This window comes from Xanthomonas sp. JAI131 (genome assembly GCF_013410075.1).
Lineage (GTDB): Bacteria > Pseudomonadota > Gammaproteobacteria > Xanthomonadales > Xanthomonadaceae > Xanthomonas_A > Xanthomonas_A bonasiae.
In genome coordinates, this window is sequence record NZ_JACCCN010000002.1 from 1,057,481 (window position 1) to 1,073,780 (window position 16,300).

The 16,300-nt window shown below is 64.8% G+C and carries 15 protein-coding genes and 1 other RNA gene; 8 read left to right on the forward strand and 8 right to left on the reverse strand.

Features of this window, described 5'->3' with window-relative positions:
* Complete coding sequence (locus HDC36_RS11210; RefSeq protein ID WP_179567240.1) at positions 1–1,527, forward strand: ATP-binding protein; 1,527 nt, start codon at positions 1–3, stop codon at positions 1,525–1,527.
* A 294-nt stretch (positions 1,528–1,821) separates the two neighbouring features.
* Here the strand turns inward: HDC36_RS11210 and HDC36_RS11215 are convergent, their stop codons facing one another.
* From HDC36_RS11215 to HDC36_RS11250, 7 genes are all read right to left on the reverse strand, one after another.
* The gene (locus HDC36_RS11215; protein WP_179567242.1) at positions 1,822–2,103 is read right to left on the reverse strand and encodes a hypothetical protein; all 282 of its coding nucleotides are present in this window, start codon (positions 2,101–2,103) and stop codon (positions 1,822–1,824) included.
* Between the two features lie 411 nt (positions 2,104–2,514).
* A complete protein-coding gene (locus tag HDC36_RS23320) occupies positions 2,515–3,063 on the reverse strand; it encodes a hypothetical protein (RefSeq protein ID WP_218848147.1) in 549 nt (182 codons plus the stop codon).
* Between the two features lie 361 nt (positions 3,064–3,424).
* Complete coding sequence (locus HDC36_RS11225) at positions 3,425–3,730, reverse strand: helix-turn-helix transcriptional regulator (protein WP_179567244.1); 306 nt, start codon at positions 3,728–3,730, stop codon at positions 3,425–3,427.
* 67 nt (positions 3,731–3,797) lie between these two features.
* The gene (locus tag HDC36_RS11230) at positions 3,798–3,998 is read right to left on the reverse strand and encodes a hypothetical protein (protein WP_115541226.1); all 201 of its coding nucleotides are present in this window, start codon (positions 3,996–3,998) and stop codon (positions 3,798–3,800) included.
* A 1,568-nt stretch (positions 3,999–5,566) separates the two neighbouring features.
* Positions 5,567–5,821: a hypothetical protein gene (locus HDC36_RS11235; protein WP_179567246.1), complete on the reverse strand. Its 255-nt coding sequence runs from the start codon at positions 5,819–5,821 to the stop codon at positions 5,567–5,569.
* Between the two features lie 1,769 nt (positions 5,822–7,590).
* Positions 7,591–8,046, reverse strand: coding sequence for a helix-turn-helix domain-containing protein (locus HDC36_RS11245; RefSeq protein ID WP_179567250.1), 456 nt, complete (start codon positions 8,044–8,046; stop codon positions 7,591–7,593).
* 188 nt (positions 8,047–8,234) lie between these two features.
* A complete protein-coding gene (locus HDC36_RS11250; protein WP_179567252.1) occupies positions 8,235–9,599 on the reverse strand; it encodes a glutamate--cysteine ligase in 1,365 nt (454 codons plus the stop codon).
* A 220-nt stretch (positions 9,600–9,819) separates the two neighbouring features.
* Here HDC36_RS11250 and HDC36_RS11255 point away from each other — a divergent pair, with 220 nt between their 5' ends.
* From HDC36_RS11255 to HDC36_RS11275, 5 genes are all read left to right on the forward strand, one after another.
* Positions 9,820–10,515: a VIT family protein gene (locus HDC36_RS11255; protein ID WP_179567254.1), complete on the forward strand. Its 696-nt coding sequence runs from the start codon at positions 9,820–9,822 to the stop codon at positions 10,513–10,515.
* A 145-nt stretch (positions 10,516–10,660) separates the two neighbouring features.
* Positions 10,661–11,083, forward strand: a complete 423-nt coding sequence (locus tag HDC36_RS11260) for a VOC family protein (RefSeq protein WP_179567256.1) — start codon at positions 10,661–10,663, stop codon at positions 11,081–11,083.
* A gap of 61 nt (positions 11,084–11,144) precedes the next feature.
* A non-coding RNA gene (locus HDC36_RS11265) (sX9 sRNA) lies at positions 11,145–11,220 on the forward strand.
* A 268-nt stretch (positions 11,221–11,488) separates the two neighbouring features.
* Positions 11,489–12,319, forward strand: coding sequence for a helix-turn-helix transcriptional regulator (locus HDC36_RS11270; protein WP_179567258.1), 831 nt, complete (start codon positions 11,489–11,491; stop codon positions 12,317–12,319).
* Between the two features lie 107 nt (positions 12,320–12,426).
* Entirely contained in the window at positions 12,427–13,419 is a 993-nt protein-coding gene (locus HDC36_RS11275) for an MBL fold metallo-hydrolase (protein ID WP_179567260.1), read from the forward strand.
* A gap of 566 nt (positions 13,420–13,985) precedes the next feature.
* Here HDC36_RS11275 and yihA read toward each other — a convergent pair.
* Positions 13,986–14,609, reverse strand: coding sequence for a ribosome biogenesis GTP-binding protein YihA/YsxC (gene yihA, locus HDC36_RS11280; protein ID WP_179567262.1), 624 nt, complete (start codon positions 14,607–14,609; stop codon positions 13,986–13,988).
* Positions 14,610–14,738: 129 nt separating this feature from the next.
* Between yihA and HDC36_RS11285 the strand changes: the two genes are divergently transcribed.
* Positions 14,739–15,560: a c-type cytochrome gene (locus HDC36_RS11285; RefSeq protein ID WP_179567264.1), complete on the forward strand. Its 822-nt coding sequence runs from the start codon at positions 14,739–14,741 to the stop codon at positions 15,558–15,560.
* Positions 15,561–15,645: 85 nt separating this feature from the next.
* Positions 15,646–16,287, forward strand: coding sequence for a thiol:disulfide interchange protein DsbA/DsbL (locus HDC36_RS11290; protein WP_179567266.1), 642 nt, complete (start codon positions 15,646–15,648; stop codon positions 16,285–16,287).
* Positions 16,288–16,300 lie beyond the last annotated feature (13 nt).

Sequence of the window (16,300 nt, forward strand, 5' to 3'; positions counted from 1 at the left end):
ATGTCGATCTTTGCCCGCACGTTCCTGCTGCTGTTGGCCGCGCTGCTGACCGCGCAGCTGATCGGCATCGCCCTGCTGGTGCTGCGCACACCGGTGTACGAGATGCCGGTGCATCCGCCGGAGGTGATCGCGCTGCTGACCACCAAGATGCCGGCCGGCACGCAGACGCTGAAGGTGCACGACACGGTGCAGGCGCCGCTGCCCGCTGCCGGACAGATCCGGGACCGTTTCGCGGAACGCATGATGACCAGCTGGCTGGACGTGGCGCCGGACCGGGTGCGCTTCTATCGCAGCGGCAGCGAGAATTTCCCCGCACCGGACTTCCCGCAGGACGAGCAACGCCCGCCACCGCCGCCGGCCGGAGACGACCGCCCGCCGGGAAGCGGGCCGCCGCCGCCGTTCGCCGATCGCGGCCCGCCATCGCAAGCGCCGTCGCAACCGCCTTCGCCATTTGGCGACGAAGCGACGCGGCGGCCGCCGCCGGAAGAGTCCGCCTCGGTCAGCAATGGCGCCGCCGGCGCCACCATGCGCGCAATGCGATCGCGCTGGCGCGAGCGCGGCTTCGCCCCCGAATCCCCGCTGCTGGGCGGCTTCACCGCCGCACTGCAGCAACCCGACGGCCGCTGGCGCAGCGTGGTCTCGCCGCCGCGACGCTTCTCCACCGCGTTCAAGACCCAGGTCGCGCTGCTGTTCGTCGCCGGCCTGCTGGCGATGCTGCCGCTGGCGTGGTGGTTCTCGCGCGCGCTGGCCGCGCCGATCAAGCGCTTCGCCGAAGCCGCCGACCGGCTCGGCCGCAATCCCAATGCGGAGCCGCTGCAGCGCAGCGGCCCCAGCGAAATCGTGCAGGCCGCCGACTCGTTCAACGCCATGCAGGCGCGCCTGAACCGCCTGATCAACGAGCGCACGCACATGGTCGCGGCGATCGCCCACGACCTGCGCACCCCGCTGGCGCGCCTGGCGTTCCGCCTGGAAGGCCTGCAGCCGCCGCTGCGCGACAAGACCATCGCCGACATCGACGAGATGAAGGCGATGATCTCCGCAGCGCTGGATTTCATCCACAACGACAGCCGCCGCGGCACCCGCGCACCGCTGGATTTCCGCCTGCTGGTGGAGAGCGTGGTCGACGACGCCAGCGACACCGGCGCCGAAGTCAGCTTCGTCGCGGGCCAGGCCATCACCCTCGATGGCGACCCGCTGTCGCTGCGACGGATGGTGATGAACCTGCTCGAGAACGCCCTGAAGTACGGCAAGCGCGCGCGCCTGCAACTGCATCGCGACGGTGCCGACTGCACGCTGTGGATCGACGACGACGGCCCCGGCATCGACCCGGCGCAGCACGAGCAACTGTTCCTGCCGTTCTTCCGCGGCGAGAACTCGCGCAACCGCGACACCGGCGGCATCGGCCTGGGCCTGTCGGTCGCGCACAGCATCGTCCTCGCCCATGGCGGCGAGATCACCATGACCAACCGCCCCGAAGGCGGGTTGCGGGTGTGCGTGGAGTTGCCGTGTCAAGTGCCTACGGGCTGAGATCGGAACGGATTGCGGGAAAGACGTAGCGTCTTGGGTGAATCGGACTACGGCGAAGCGGACATCCCGCAGGTCGTTGTTACCGGTGAGTTCGGCAATGAGCTAGCGCGGTCGCGCCGGCATAGTGACCCAGTCAATCGTGTGACTTGAAATGCTTCTCGGCTAGCGCCTTGGCCAAACGCAGGCCTTCTTCCGTCAATCTGCCATTAGCGGCCTAACGCCTGAATTAAGTCGAGCCGCGAAGCAGGTTCGGCTTGAATCAATTGTTAGGCCGTACACCGAGGAGCATGAGTGCTAATGGCCCTGCAGCGAGTGACGTAACTTAGCCTCAGCGTAGCAAGCTACGCACACGATGGTCATGTCGTTGAACTCACGGAAAGCGTCCGTCATGTCGCCCTCGCTCTGGAACATCTCTTCGCAGGCGTGGCACCAAGCCTGAAGGTCATTTGGATCATCAGAGTTCTCGACGAAACCAGCAGGCGCCTGCTCAGAGCGAAGCAAATGGCGGCACACAACCGTGGCTACTCGCTTGCCGTGCGGCCCGCAGTCAACCATCAAGGGCTCAGACTCGTTCATCAATTCTTTGTGCGGCCTAACGCCTGAATTAAGCCGACCCGCGAAGCGAGTTCGGCCTGAATGAATTGTTAGGTCCCAACACTACCACGGTAGCTCCGACCAACCCTTGCCCTGCAAATTGCGGTAGCGGCCGGAGAGCTGACCGAAAAAATAACTGAGGCATGAAAAAGCCGCAGTAGCCCAGCAAGCAACAACGACCCAAACGCCCGCGCGCCCTGCGGCTTCCAGCCCGGCGAAGTAAAGAAGGACACATAGGCTGCCGAGTAGCAGGCCAGCGAGGCAGGCAGCCGCAAATACCAAGAAACTACGCGGCTTACCAAGTTTTCGGATCAGTGTGTGCATGAGTGTTGGATCGGGGCCTAACGCCTGAGTTAAGCTGCGCCGCGAAGCGGCGTCGGCTTGAATGAATTGTTAGACCGCACCCAGTGCTCTGATGAGTGGTGCACGATAGTCAGGATCCTTTTCATTCCAAGACACGAATCCACTCGGAAGATCCACGTTAAAGAAGCTCTCGTAGTAGTCATCTTCAACGAAAGGATCAGAGTCGCGGCCGAAGAGCTTCAACCTTACGGCATGCTGATGGAAGTCTGTGTCAGCTTGCTGTAAAGCAATTGCCGTGAAGGTCTCCTCTGAGATCATCTGTAGCGCGCCAAGGTCTAGTTCGTATAGCTTTGCCAACGCATTGATCAGGTCGTCACTGATCTTTCCAAGCGATCGGAAAATAACGCCCTGATAGTAGACATTGTCCTTGATAAGGTTCATGTCTCCGTCGAATCCAGGGCCAACGCTTCTATGCAGCTTTATCGCGAACCCGACCTTCTCTGCATTGTGCGAAGCGAGCAGGTTGAAGTAGTAAAAGTCTTGATCTGCCTTGAGACCGTCAACTTTGAAGATGCAGTCAACAAAGCCATCTTCGCTGAACTGGTCAAGCACTGGTAGGCCTTGGTCATCGAGAATCATGCGTATCTCAAGTGCGGTCTAACGCCTGAATTAAGCCGACCCGCGAAGCGGGTTCGGCTTGAATGAATTTTCAGGCATCAGCCGATTCCCAAAGGCGGCCGACCCGGATAACCTTGCAGTGATAGCAGCCGCTGCTTTCACCGTCCATGTTGTACCAGGAATGCGTCCCACCGACAGTCTCACAATCCGTCCCTTTGTCCGCGATGCCGAGATTAATGAGAAACCAGGGCAAGCGCTGACGTACGGCAGTCCTCCAGCGATACGGTGACGGTTTTGAGGCGGTGTCCATCTGATGCCTAACGCCTGAATTAAGCCGCGCCGCGAAGCGGCGTCGGCTTGAATGAATTGTTAGGCCGCGCACTCATGGGCGCAAGCCCCCCAACATCTTGAGCAGGAACACTCTCTCATTTGCTGTCAGCGTGCGAAATGCATTAAGAAGCTGGGTCTCCTCGACAGACAGTCGGATCTCGGTGGAGCCGAGAAGCTCTTCCATGCGCATCCCGAGGAACGAAGCAATTTTGGCCAGATGAGCCTTCGAAGGACTCCGGCCTTGCAGTTCCCAGTTGGAGATGGCCTGCGTGGTTATGCCTAGGTGACGTGCAAGGTCACGCGATGAATAGCCTAGCTCGATTCGCCGCGCTTTGATCAACTGCCCGATACCTGTCATAGCGGCCTAACACCTGAATTAAGCCGCGCCGCGAAGCGGCGTCGGCTTGAATGAATTGTTAGGCAGGTCAAAACTTAAAGGTGACATGCGAGCCCCCAATACGAGCAAGGTTCTCGAGCGTCATTGGCATGCTTTGCGATGCATTGATGATGATGTGACCGCCGCTACTCGCAGCGAGGCCAACCAATTTCTCTAGCGTCATCGGCATGTAGGTGTGAGCTGACAGATCAAGGCACGCGCCCAGGCTGGCAAGCGTCTCCAACGTCATTGGCATCGGACTCATACTAAAACCTCCAAGTAATTTTTATAGGGCTGCCTAACGCTTGAATTAAGCCGCGCCGCGAAGCGGCGTCGGCTTGAATGAACTGTTAGCTGCCATTGCCGGCCACGCAGCTGTATGAGTCTATGGTGGTCGTGTAATCAATCCAACCGGTACCCTTGTCGAAGCGATACTTGGCTAAGGCCAACCTTGTCGAAACGTCACAGGGACGGTCGCCGGACGACTCCAGTATCTCGACGCGATCAACTGCGCCACCACTAGCTACATGCAGTTTGGCCTTGACGGAGCATGTGAAGCCCTGCGGCTTATTGTGGCAGGCATGCGGAGGCTGCAAGACGGGCTCAACGTGGGCAGGGCGGACCACCCCGCTAGCAGTAACGGCCAGGGGAAGAAGTATCAAAAGGAACGCGGTGATGCTTCTCATGGCAGCTAACGCCTGAACTAAGCCGACCAGCGAAGCGGGTTCGGCTTGAATGAATTGTTAGGCCCCATACCCGGGTACCCAAGGGTGCAACTGAATAGCCGCAATTTGTCCGCTTGAAAGCAGTTGCCAAAGGTTGAGCGAGTGCTGTGGCGAAGGAAGACGCATGTGCCATGGACCTTCACCGGTCTCAACGTTCTCAAAGATGATGAGGCCGCTCTCAAACACGCTCAAACACCATCCGGACTCATGACTAAGCGAAACGTCAGGGTGTTCTTGGTCCGGCGCATCGAAAGAGTTAAGAAGCAAGGACATTGCCACCTCATCCGGCGAGGTGACGTTGCTTCCCGTCCTGTCGTAAGTTAAGTAGCTCATGTAGGGCCTAACACCTGAGTTGAGCCGCGCCGCGAAGCGGCGTCGGCTTGAATGAATTGTTAGGCCTGCTCCGACGCTCCGTGAACTACGTCCACCACGGTCCCCGTCGAGCACAAGCCCTCCAGCCACTCCAGTTCTTCTCTCTGATGGAGCGGCAACACCAACGCTATTTCTTCCACGTCGTTCCGTTTTGAGCACTCGACAAATTGCACAGGGATCTCCCAGAACAGGCCGCCATCGATCCAAACGTGAACCAACATGCCCTTCGAGATTGCCCCGCTAGCGATTCGCCCCACTAACTGTGTGCCGCCGCGCTCCAATGAACTGACAACTCTAGATACCTCAAATTTGGCCGAAATGTTCATGAAGGGCCTAACTACTATTGGACCGCCTAAAAGCGGTGTTGCACCGAGTATCCACCATCGAGAGAAGTCTGGAAAGATGTGAATTCTCGCTACCTTTCAGCGACTTGCCGGCTCACGGATGGCGGTTCGGCCACAGACAGCGACCGCGTTATCCGACGTTTGCACAGGCGTATGAGTTACACCCGTGACGGTGAAGGCGTAACGGGGTATCTACTCTCGGCAGCGTGGGAGAAACTCCCAGGCCGGCTCCGGCTGCGTCCCTCTCCCTGTGCACCAAGCGGGCGCACGCCGAATAGCATGGGAGTGCGATGCGACGCCGTCGATGAAGCCGCTCTCCGAAGCGAGGCTACGATAGAGGACCGCCAGTTGCATCGACCGCAGTCGTCGCAAACCGATCAGTAAGCAAACTCGCGAAACACCCGATCGATATCGCCCTGCCACGCCCGACCAGGCTGAAATCCTTGACCAGGTCCCAGGCCGCGTCCAGCGCGGCGTTGAAACCCGGCAGACTTGATTGCAGCCCAATAAACATCTGGCGTGTTCTCGTGGATCCTGTCGAAGGAATACACAACGTCAACGTCAAACTGCTCAAGGATGTCGATGATCTCCTCGTCCTTGAGTGATTTCCCTAGCAAAGAGAGCGCTGTCATGGGGTCTAACGCCTAAGGTAAGCCGGCCCGCGCAGTCGAGTGGACCAAGTCGTAAGCTCTACCGGCAGCCTGGTCCGCATAAAGAAGCCGGTTCGGCTTTAACGCATTGTTAGGCCGCACGGCGCTCATGGCTCCGATTCTCCCGCGAATTGAATTGGCAACCTTACTAAACCTCCCCGTCCGGGTTGGAGCTTGGCGAGGCCAGGGGAAATTACCCAAGTCTTCGCGCTTTCCACCGCTGCGACATCAAGGTCGGGAACTCCTGACGATCGTGAAATGATCACGTGCCGCACTTGGCCGCACGGATTCAAGAACAGCACCAGTTCTACCTGACCGAATACGTCAGTTCCAACTAGCTGAGGTGGATAGTTGATTGTCTGGCGGGGTGCTTGTGGCGTGCAAGCCTCTATGTATATGGGCGCGAACACAGGGTTCTCGCTCGGAGTGACAGCGGAACCCAAATTACTCTGTAAGGCAAGAAGAAGCATTAGTGTGGCGACCATCAAACCCTCCCCTGCGGACGAACACCTGAGTGAAGCCGCGCCGCGAAGCGGCGTCGACCTGGACGAATTGTTAGGCGATCCAGCTTGGACGTTCTTGCCGAATCACCCATTTGTTACCAATTTTCTCAAGCTCAACTTCCCATCCTGCACCGCAAAGAAAGCATCCGGTGCGCCCAAGCTTTACGACTGCAGACCTCGGGGACGTGTACGCAGGTAGGCTCAGGTGGATGATGCCAGAAGCCTCAGGATAAGCCTGATAGAAGTTGCCCCAGCCCCCCTGGTGGATGAAGTCTTTCTTTCCGCGGTAAGGACGATCGAACAGCCGATCCAGCTCCACAGAATCGACGAGCTTTACGCCCCGACATTGGAGCCCCGCCGGGAACGCGGAAGGGCCTCCGGAACTGCGCTGCCCTGCCGGCTTGTCCGGCGCCGACGCCAATACGCTGTAACCTTTACCTGCGCAGGAGCGGGACAACACCGTACGGAGCACAGCCAAGTCATTGGATGTCTCGAGTGCCGGTGTTGGTGCCCATGGGGTTAATGGCTCGACCAAGGGAGCCGGCACGGGTAAGCGGCGCGGCTGAGGCCAGAGCACGCCAGCGGTTACGGCAACTACGCAAAGCGCGACCGACAGACGAATCACTACGTGCCAATGGATCCCTTTGTCTTTGGGAGCGATGGATCTAACCATGGACGCCTACGCCTGAATTAAGCCGACCCGCGAAGCGGGTTCGGCTTGAATGAATTTTTAGGCCCAGGACATGACGCCTGACTGGCGCCCTAATCGTTATGCCAGGCAATAAAAGATGGCGGCAGGCCATTAGCCCGAAAATCCTCCAAAGCACGTATCACAACCTCAACGGGATAGCTCCAGGAGGCTGGATATGCATCCACTTGACCGAAATACTGCACGCCCCCCCCTTGCACTGTATTCGCAAAAGAGCGAAAAGCCCAATCCAACCTACGCGTTCTGCAACGCCCCGGGACTGCGGAACACGTGGCACCCCGGCATGGGAAGAAGAGGCGGCGACACCGCCGACGCAGCCCTTCACCGCAGCCTACGCTACAGAAATTTCTGCGATATGGCCAAAGAGATGCGCTGCCGCGTTCGCGCTTCCTGGCGAACGCGGAGCAGAACCAACGCACGCGCGCAGGCATTGCATGATCCCCAGTAATCGCACGCGGCAAAGTGCTTTCAGCGAGTGCCTTGGCCAAGCGCAAACCTTCCGTCGGCGCCGCACTCGCGGCGCGCGGAAAACACCGCTACTAGGTCCGGCCCAGCCTTCGCTCGACCTGGCGCCGCTCCCACGCACCGCCCAGCAAAAAGGTCTTGAGCGCGTGGATCGAGAGGCCAGCGCCCCAGACGAGCCACAGCAGCAATCCGGCCCACCAATGGTCGGGGGAGATCAACAAGAGCACGGCAACGACGGCAGCGCATACCACGAGATAGACAACGATGTGCAGGTAGAACTCTCGCAGCTGGCCGGTGGACTTCATGGCCAGCGCTTCCTGCGGTGAGACCCGGTCTTCGGCGCTCGCCATTTCCGGCTCTCCCAAGTCTTCGATGGAGACATCGAAGACCGCGGCCAAGGACCTGAGCGTTTCCAGGCTGGGCTTGGCACCTGCTTCCAGGCGCTGAATCGTGCGCAGGCTGGTTCCACTGACGTCGGCCAGCTGCTGCTGAGACCAACCTCTCTTGAGCCGAAGTTTTTGCGTGATCATCTCGTCGTCCCTGGATTTGGCGAATGCATCGTGAGCGACAGACCGGAGCCCGTCTACGTCAGCGACCCGCCACGGAGGCGTCACCCCTACGACAGGGCTCGCAACCCACTGATCTTGAATAGAATCCAGACACGCACAGGACGACACGGCATCGGCGAGAACGGCTGGTCGGGCCGCTGCGCTGACGCTCAGTAAGCAAACTCGCGAAACACCCGATCGATATCGCCCTGCCACGCCCCGTGATACAGCGCCAGCTTGCGCTCGGCCGCGGTCTCGCCGGCGTGCAGGATCTCCACCAGCGGTTCCAGGAAGCGCGATTCGTCCTGGCCGTCGCCGTTCAAACGGGCGCGGCGGCGCAGGCCGTTCAGGGCGATCTTCACCGACTCGGCGGCGAGTTCCTGCACGGTACCGTTGCGGAACGGCAGCTTCAGCGCCTGCTTCGGCACGCCGTCGCGCAGCGCGTGGCGTTCGACCAGGCTGAAATCCTTGACCAGGTCCCAGGCCGCGTCCAGCGCGGCATCGTCGTACAGCAGGCCGACCCAATACGCCGACAGCGCGCACAGCCGCCCCCACGGGCCGGCGTCGGCGCCGCGCATTTCCAGGTATTTCTTCAACCGCACTTCCGGGAACGCGGTGGTCATGTGATCGGACCAGTCGCGCAGCGTCGGCAGCGCGCCCGGCAACGCCGGCAGCTTACCCTGCATGAAGTCGCGGAAGCTCTGCCCGCTGGCGTCGACGTAGGTGCCGTCGCGGTAGGAGAAGTACATCGGCACGTCGAGCAGGTAGTCGACGTAGCGCTCGTAGCCGAAGCCGTCCTCGAACACGAAGTCGAGCATGCCGGTGCGGTCGGCATCGGTGTCGGTCCAGATGTGCGAGCGGTAGCTGAGGTAGCCGTTGGGCTTGCCCTCGGTGAACGGGGAGTCGGCGAACAGCGCGGTGGCGATCGGCTGCAGCGCCAGCGACACGCGGAACTTCTTGATCATGTCCGCTTCGCTGGCGTAGTCCAGGTTGACCTGGACCGTGCAGGTGCGGGTCATCATGTCCAGGCCGAGCTTGCCGACCTTGGGCATGTAGTTCTTCATGATCTGGTAGCGGCCCTTGGGCATCCACGGCATCTCGTCGCGGCGCCACTTCGGCTGGAAGCCCATGCCGAGGAAACCCAGGCGCAGTTCGTCGGCGACCTGCTTGACCTCGTTGAGGTGGCTGCCCACTTCCACGCAGGTGTCGTGGATGGTCTCCAGCGGCGCGCCCGACAGCTCCAGCTGCCCAGCCGGTTCCAGCGTCACCGAGGCGCCGTCGCGCAGCAGCGCGATGGTATGCCCGCCTTCTTGCACGGGCTCCCAGCCGAAGCGGGTCAGGCCGGTGAGCAGGGCCTCGATGCCGCGCTCGCCGTCGAAGGTCGGCGGGCGCAGGTCGTCCAGGCGGAAGCCGAACTTCTCGTGTTCGGTGCCGATGCGCCACTGCGCTTCGGGCTTTTCGCCGGAGGCCAGCACCTCGACCAGTTCGTTGCGGTCGGTGATCGGCGTTTCGGCAACGTGGCTTGGGCTCGACAAGGGCAGGCTCGCACGGAAGATGAGGCGATGTGGGGATGGAACGCCCGCCTCGCAAGGGCCGCACTATAGCGTGACCGGCGCGAAGCCCACATCGCTACCGGCGGTACTGCAGCATTCCACGGATCCGCCCGGTCGGCGCCAGCGAGAGTGAGACGCAGCACCGCCGGCCGCAGCGCGCTCGGCTAGGCTGCAGGCCTGTTCCCCGTCCTGCAGGCAGCCGATGCGCCCCGCCCACTCCGAACTGCATCGCGCCGATCGCGCCGGCTGGCTGCGCGCCGCGGTGCTCGGCGCCAACGACGGCATCCTGTCGGTGGCCGGACTGGTGGTCGGCGTGGCCAGCAGCGGCGCGCCCGCGCCGGCGGTCCTGGCGACCGGCATCGCCGGCCTGGTCGCCGGCGCGATGTCGATGGCCGCCGGCGAATACGTGTCGGTGCAGTCGCAGGTGGACACCGAGCGCGCCGATCTGGCGATCGAGCGCCGCGAGTTGCGCGAGGACCCGCACAGCGAGCTGGAAGAACTGGCCGGCATCTACCGCCAGCGCGGGCTGGACGCGGCGCTGGCGCGCCAGGTCGCCGAGCAGTTGACCGCGCACGATGCGCTGGTCGCGCATGCGCGCGACGAGCTGGGCATCACCGAGACCCTGCGCGCGCGGCCGTTGCAGGCGGCGGCCGCGTCGGCGGCAGCATTCTGCACCGGCGCGGCGCTGCCGGTCGTGGCCGCGTGGCTGGCGCCGGACGGCCGGCAACTGTGGGTGACCGGCGCGGCGACCCTGGTCGGCCTGTCGCTGACCGGCGCGCTGGCCGCGCGCGCCGGCGGCGCTTCGGGCGTGCGCGGTGCGGTGCGTGTGGTGTTCTGGGGCGCGGCGGCGATGCTCGCCAGCGGCGCGATCGGGCACGTGTTCGGCGTGCATGTGTGAGCGGACGCGCACCGTACTGGGTAGCATCACCGGCATGGCCTACACGTGTTTCCCCGAAGTGCGAGGCGACCGCACGCCCATCGCTCAAAGCGGAACCTGAACTGGAGCACTGAAAATCAACACTGGTACCTTCGTCGTCGACCACATGGGATTTTCCGTTTCATCGCTGGATGAGGCGATCGCGTTCTGGACTGAGGCCATGGGCTTCGAACTTGTCCGCACAGGCGAAATGGGCGGCGATTTCCTGCGCGAGGTGACGGGCGTCGACGATCCTCGTTGCCGCATGGCGCTGGTGGTATCGCCTGCCGGCTTTCCCATCGAACTGCTGGAATACTCGACAGCCCGCACGTTGGGCAAGACACACGCAAGCGCTGGCGCGATCGGCGCGGCCCATCTTGCCGTCACCGTGACGGATATCGACGTGGCTGTCGCCAGGATCCAGGCGCAGGGATGGCACTTAAAAGGATCTCCGCGACCGATCGAGGCCGGGCCACGCGCGGGAACCGTCGTCGCCTACGTCAGCGGACCCGACGGGATCACCATCGAGGTCATGCAGCCTCCCAGGTAAGAGCGGCCAACAAAACGACTGCGCAGCCGCCAGGCGGGCGCGTGCAGCGCTCGAAATCCTCATGTACCACTTGTGCACTGCAGTTTCTGTGCGCCGTCCGCGCCCGCCTGGCGACTGCTCGCGACGTTTCGTTAGCCACGCTAAAGTCTCATCCGGCATGGTGTGGGGCCCTCCGGTTCTTTCGATCGCCGCTGGCTAAAGTGTGTGATGCACGTTGAGGCGATATGCGTCGGCTGTCGCGGCGCGAACGGCCAAACCCGCGGGGAAGCGGCCTGTGGCGCGCCGAGACCGGCAGTTTGCGGGGCCGGCACCAGCGCAGTCGTGGTGGTCCTGCCGGCTGCGATGTAGCGGCCCGGCGCTTCACTCTGAGCGCGCGCGCAGTGCACTGCGGTAGCATCGGCGGCCATGGCCGACACCACTTCTTCCGACGCCTTGCTGCTGGCGCGCCTGGCCAGCCTGGCCGACTGCACGCAGGCCGAGGGCTATGCCTGCATCACCGCGCGTCGCGAACACGGGGCGCGCTCGGTGGATATCCCGCAGCCGCACCTGGCGATCCTGGTGCAGGGACGCAAGCAGGTGCGCACCGCGACACAAACCCTGGACTTCGTGCCGGGCGACCTGTTCCTGGTGACGCAGCGCTGCCGCATTGATGTGGTCAACATCCCGGATCCGCACAGCGGCCTGTACCTGAGCGTGCTGGTGCCGCTGTGCGAAGAAGCGCTGAGCGCGGCGCGCGTGCTGTGGAACGAACCGCTGCCCGCTGCCGGCGCGGAACTGGCGCGGCTGCGCGCCGAGGAGTTCGGCATCACCCTGCTGCAATGGCGGCAGGCGCTGCAAGACGGCCGTTACACCGAGGCGCGGTTGGCGCTGGCGGCCCTGGTGGTGGCACTGTGCCAGCGCGGCCACGGCGGCCTGTTGATGCCGCCGGCGCCGAGCTTGGCCGCGCAGGTGCGCGACCTGGTCGTCGCGCAGCCGCAACGCGCCTGGCGCTCGCGCGACATCGAAGACAGCCTGGGCCTCAGCGGCGCGACCTTGCGCCGACACCTGGCCAGCGAAGGCACCTCCTTGCGCGAACTGCTCGCCGATGCGCGCCTGGCGCATGCGATGCAGCTGCTCTACACCACGCGCTGGCCGCTGAAGACGGTCGCCGCGCACGCCGGCTATCGTTCGGTGCGCAGCTTCAGCCAACGCTTCCAGCAACGCTACGGCCTGGACCCGTCCAGCATCGGCAACTGAGCCGCGTCGGCGCTGAGCGCCGCGCGCAGCGGAATGAGCGAATCGCGCAGCGGCGCAGGCGCAGCATGCCGGTACCGCGGCGCCTGCCGCTCTGCCAGGAAGTCCCCATGTCCATGTTCCCGTTGCGCGCGCTGTGCGCGCTGGCCCTGAGTGCCAGCGCGGCGCTGACGCTGCCGTCCCCCGCCCATGCCGCCGCGCCAGCCAGCAGCCAGACGCAGGTGCCCGGCGTCTATCGCCAGGCAATCGGCCGGTTGCGCGTCACCGCCCTGTTCGACGGCACCGTGGCGCTGCCGCGCGCGCAACTGGCGAACATCGCCCCGGAGGCGATCGCGCGCCTGCTCGACCATCGCTACGTGCCGGAAACCGCCAAGGGCCTGCAGACCGCGGTCAACGCCTACCTGATCCAGGACGGCACGCACCTGACCCTGGTCGATACCGGCACCGCCACCTGCTTCGGCCCCGGCCTGGGCCAGGTGCTGGCGAACCTGCGCGCGGCAGGCTACGCGCCGACGCAGGTGGACGACGTGCTGCTGACCCACGCGCACCCGGACCACATGTGCGGCCTGCTCGATGCGCAGGGACAGGCGGCCTATCCCAACGCCACGGTGTGGCTGAGCGCGGCCGATGCCGCGTACTGGCTGGATCCGGCCAGCGAAGCGAGCGCACCGCAGATGCTGAAGTTCGCGTTCCCGCTGGCGCGCGCGGCGGCCGCACCGTACCAGGCCAAGGACCGGCTGCGCCGCTTCCGTCCCGGCGATGCGTTGCCCGGCGGTGCGGTGGCGCTGGATACGCACGGACATACGCCCGGCCATGTGTCCTACCGGTTCGACGGCGGCGATGGCCAGCAGGTGTTGGTGTGGGGCGACCTGGTGCACTACCACGCGGTGCAGTTCGCGCAGCCGCAGGCCTCCTACGAAGCCGACAGCGACCGCACGGCGGCGATCGCCGCGCGCAGGCGCACCATGGCCCAGGCCGCCGACGGCGGCTGGTGGGTGGCCGGCGCGCATCTGCCGTTCCCGGGCCTGGGCCATGTGCGCCGCGACGGCGACGCGTTCGCCTGGGTCCCGGCCGAGTTCGCGCCGTTGCCGGCCACGCCTTGAGTGCGACCTTCTCCCGGTGGGAGAAGGGAACAGCTGCTAGCCCCTCTCCCATCGGGAGAGGGGTTGGGGTGAGGGTCCGGCGCAAAAGCGACTCGCGGAGTTGGGTGCACGAGGCTACGCCCGTACCCTCATCCGCCCCTGCGGGGCACCTTCTCCCGGTGGGAGAAGGGGACAGGCACTAGCCCCTCTCCCGTCGGGAGAGGGGTTGGGGTGAGAGTCCGGCGCGCAGCGACTCGCGGCGTTTGGAGGCGCGAGGCTACGCCCGTACCCTCATCCGCCCCTGCGGGGCACCTTCCCCCGAAAAGGGGGCCATGGTCCCGGCGGGAGAAGGAACAGCCGACTAGCCCCTCTCCCGCCGGGAGAGGGGTTGGGGTGAGGGTCCGGCGCGAAGCGTCTCGCGGTGCTTGGATGCATGAGGCTGCGCCCGTACCGGCATCCACCCCTGCGGGCGCCCGGCATCGCGCATGCGATGCAGCCAACGCAGACAGGACCGCCGCGTCCGCCGCTCGCGATCGATCGCAGGCAGCGCCTGCGCAGAAGACGCCGGAGGTCCGGCGCCGCCGCGCTCACGCCGTGGCGGTCGGCTCCGTGTCCAGCCCCAGCCAGCCGCCGACGATGGCACGCGCTTCGTCCACGCCCTGGCGGGTCTCGCCGGAAAACAGCTGCACGCTGACGGTGTCGCCGAAGGAACTGGACAGGTCCTTGCGCACCTGCTGCAGCGCCTGCGCCTGCTGGCCGCGGCCGAGTTTGTCGGCCTTGGTCAGCAGCGCATGCGCCGGCAGTCCGCGCTGCACCGCGTAACCGAGCATCTGCCGGTCGTAGTCCTTCAGCGGGTGGCGGATGTCCATCACCACCACCAGGCCGCGCAGGGCCTCGCGGGTGCGGAAATACTTGTCGATGAACGACTGCCAGTGCGCCTGCAGCTCCAGCGGCACTTTGGCATAGCCATAACCGGGCAGGTCCACCAGATAGCGCTCGGGCTGGATCTGGAAGAACACCAGCTGCTGGGTGCGGCCGGGGGTCTTGGACACGCGGGCCAGCGCGTTCTGCCGGGTGAGCGCGTTCAGCGCGCTGGATTTGCCGGCGTTGGAGCGGCCGGCGAAGGCCACCTCCCAGCCCCCGTCCTCCGGCAGTTGCCGGGGATTGTGGGCGGAAAGCAGGTATTGGGCACGTTCGATGAGCAGCGACATGGCGCTAGGATCGCACGTCCGCCGCTCCTGGCGGGGTTCGTTGACCGGCAGGGCGCCGCGCGGGGATAATCGCGCGAGTGCGGTCGCCGGCCTGGCAGCCGCGGGTCGGGTCACACGGAGCTTCAGCTAATGCGCCACGCTCGCGTTCTTGCCTTTGCCGGTCTAGCAATTTCCATCGCCGCCGCGGTCGCGTTCGCGCAGACCTCGGTGGTTCCCATCCCCGACAACGCGCCGGTGCGCACCGCGCCGCTGGAAGGCGACGTCGGCAAGGTCGCCTGGGGCGATCCCAAGGCCGGCCAGGCCAAGGCCGCGGCCTGCGCCGCCTGCCATGGCGCCGACGGCAACCCGTCCCTGGCGATGTATCCGCGCATCGCCGGCCAGAGCGAACGCTACAGCGCGCGGCAGATGGCCCTGATCGCGCACGGCGAGCGCACCTCTGGCGCGGTGGCGGCGATGCTGCCGTTCGTGCAGCCGCTGAGCGCGCAGGACATGCGCGACATCGGCGCCTACTTCGCCACGCAGAAGGCCGGTGCCGGCATCGCCGACGACGCGGTGGTCAGCGAAGGCCCGTACGCCGGCATGAAGTTCTACGAGGTCGGGCAGCAGCTGTACCGCGGCGGCGATCCGGCGCGCGGGATTCCGGCATGCATGGCCTGTCATGGTCCCACCGGCGCCGGCAATCCCGGCCCGGCGTATCCGCACCTGGGCGGCCAGCATGCCGACTACGTGGCGCGGCGCCTGCAGGAGTACCAGTCCGGCACCACCCAGGAACGCGACCCGGCCCTGTTCAAGATCATGGCGCAGGTGGCCAAGCCCTTGACCGAGCAGGAGATGAAGGCGCTCGGCAGTTACCTGCAGGGCCTGCACGACCGCGCCGACGACGCGGCCGCGGCGCAGGCCGCGCCGGTGCCGGTCTCGCCGCAACAGGCGGCGCCTGCGCAACAATCCTGAGCGTGCGCCGCCGTCGCGGCGCCGCACCGCTTCCCCCTCGCGCCGGTCGTCACGACCGGCGTTCGTTTTTTGCCATGGAGATCGCATGAACCGTCTGCCCCGCCTGCTGCTGTGCCTGCTCACCCTGTTGCCGCTGAGCGCCTGCGCGCAGCCCAAGACCGCCGCCCTGGTCGAAGGCGAGGACTACGCGCTGATCGCCAAGCCGCAGCCGTTCGCGCCGCTGGCCGGCAAGATCGAAGTGGTGGAGGTGTTCGGCTACACCTGCCCGCACTGCGCGCACTTCGAGCCGCTGCTGGAAGAATGGACGCGCAAGCAGGGCAAGGACGTGCGGGTGACCCTGGTGCCGGCCGCGTTCGGCGGTTTCTGGGACAGCTTCGCCAGCGCCTTCTATGCCGCGCAGAAGCTGGGCGTGCAGACCCGCAGCCACCACGACCTGTTCGAGGCGATCCACGACAAGCACAGCGTGCCGGTCCAGAACGTGGCGCCGGAAGAGCTGGCTGCGTTCTATGCCGCATACGGGGTCAAGCCGCAGGACTTCGTCGCCGCCTACGCGAGCCCGCAGGTGGCCGCGCAGGTCAAGGCCGCGCGCGACTTCGCCGCGCGCAGCGACATCCCCGGCACCCCGGCGCTGGTGGTCAACGGCAAGTACCTGGTCAAGGGCAAGAATTTCCAGGACATGCTGCGCATCGCCGATGCGCTTGTCGCCCGCGAGCGCGCGGGCAAGTAATCCCGCGCGAACC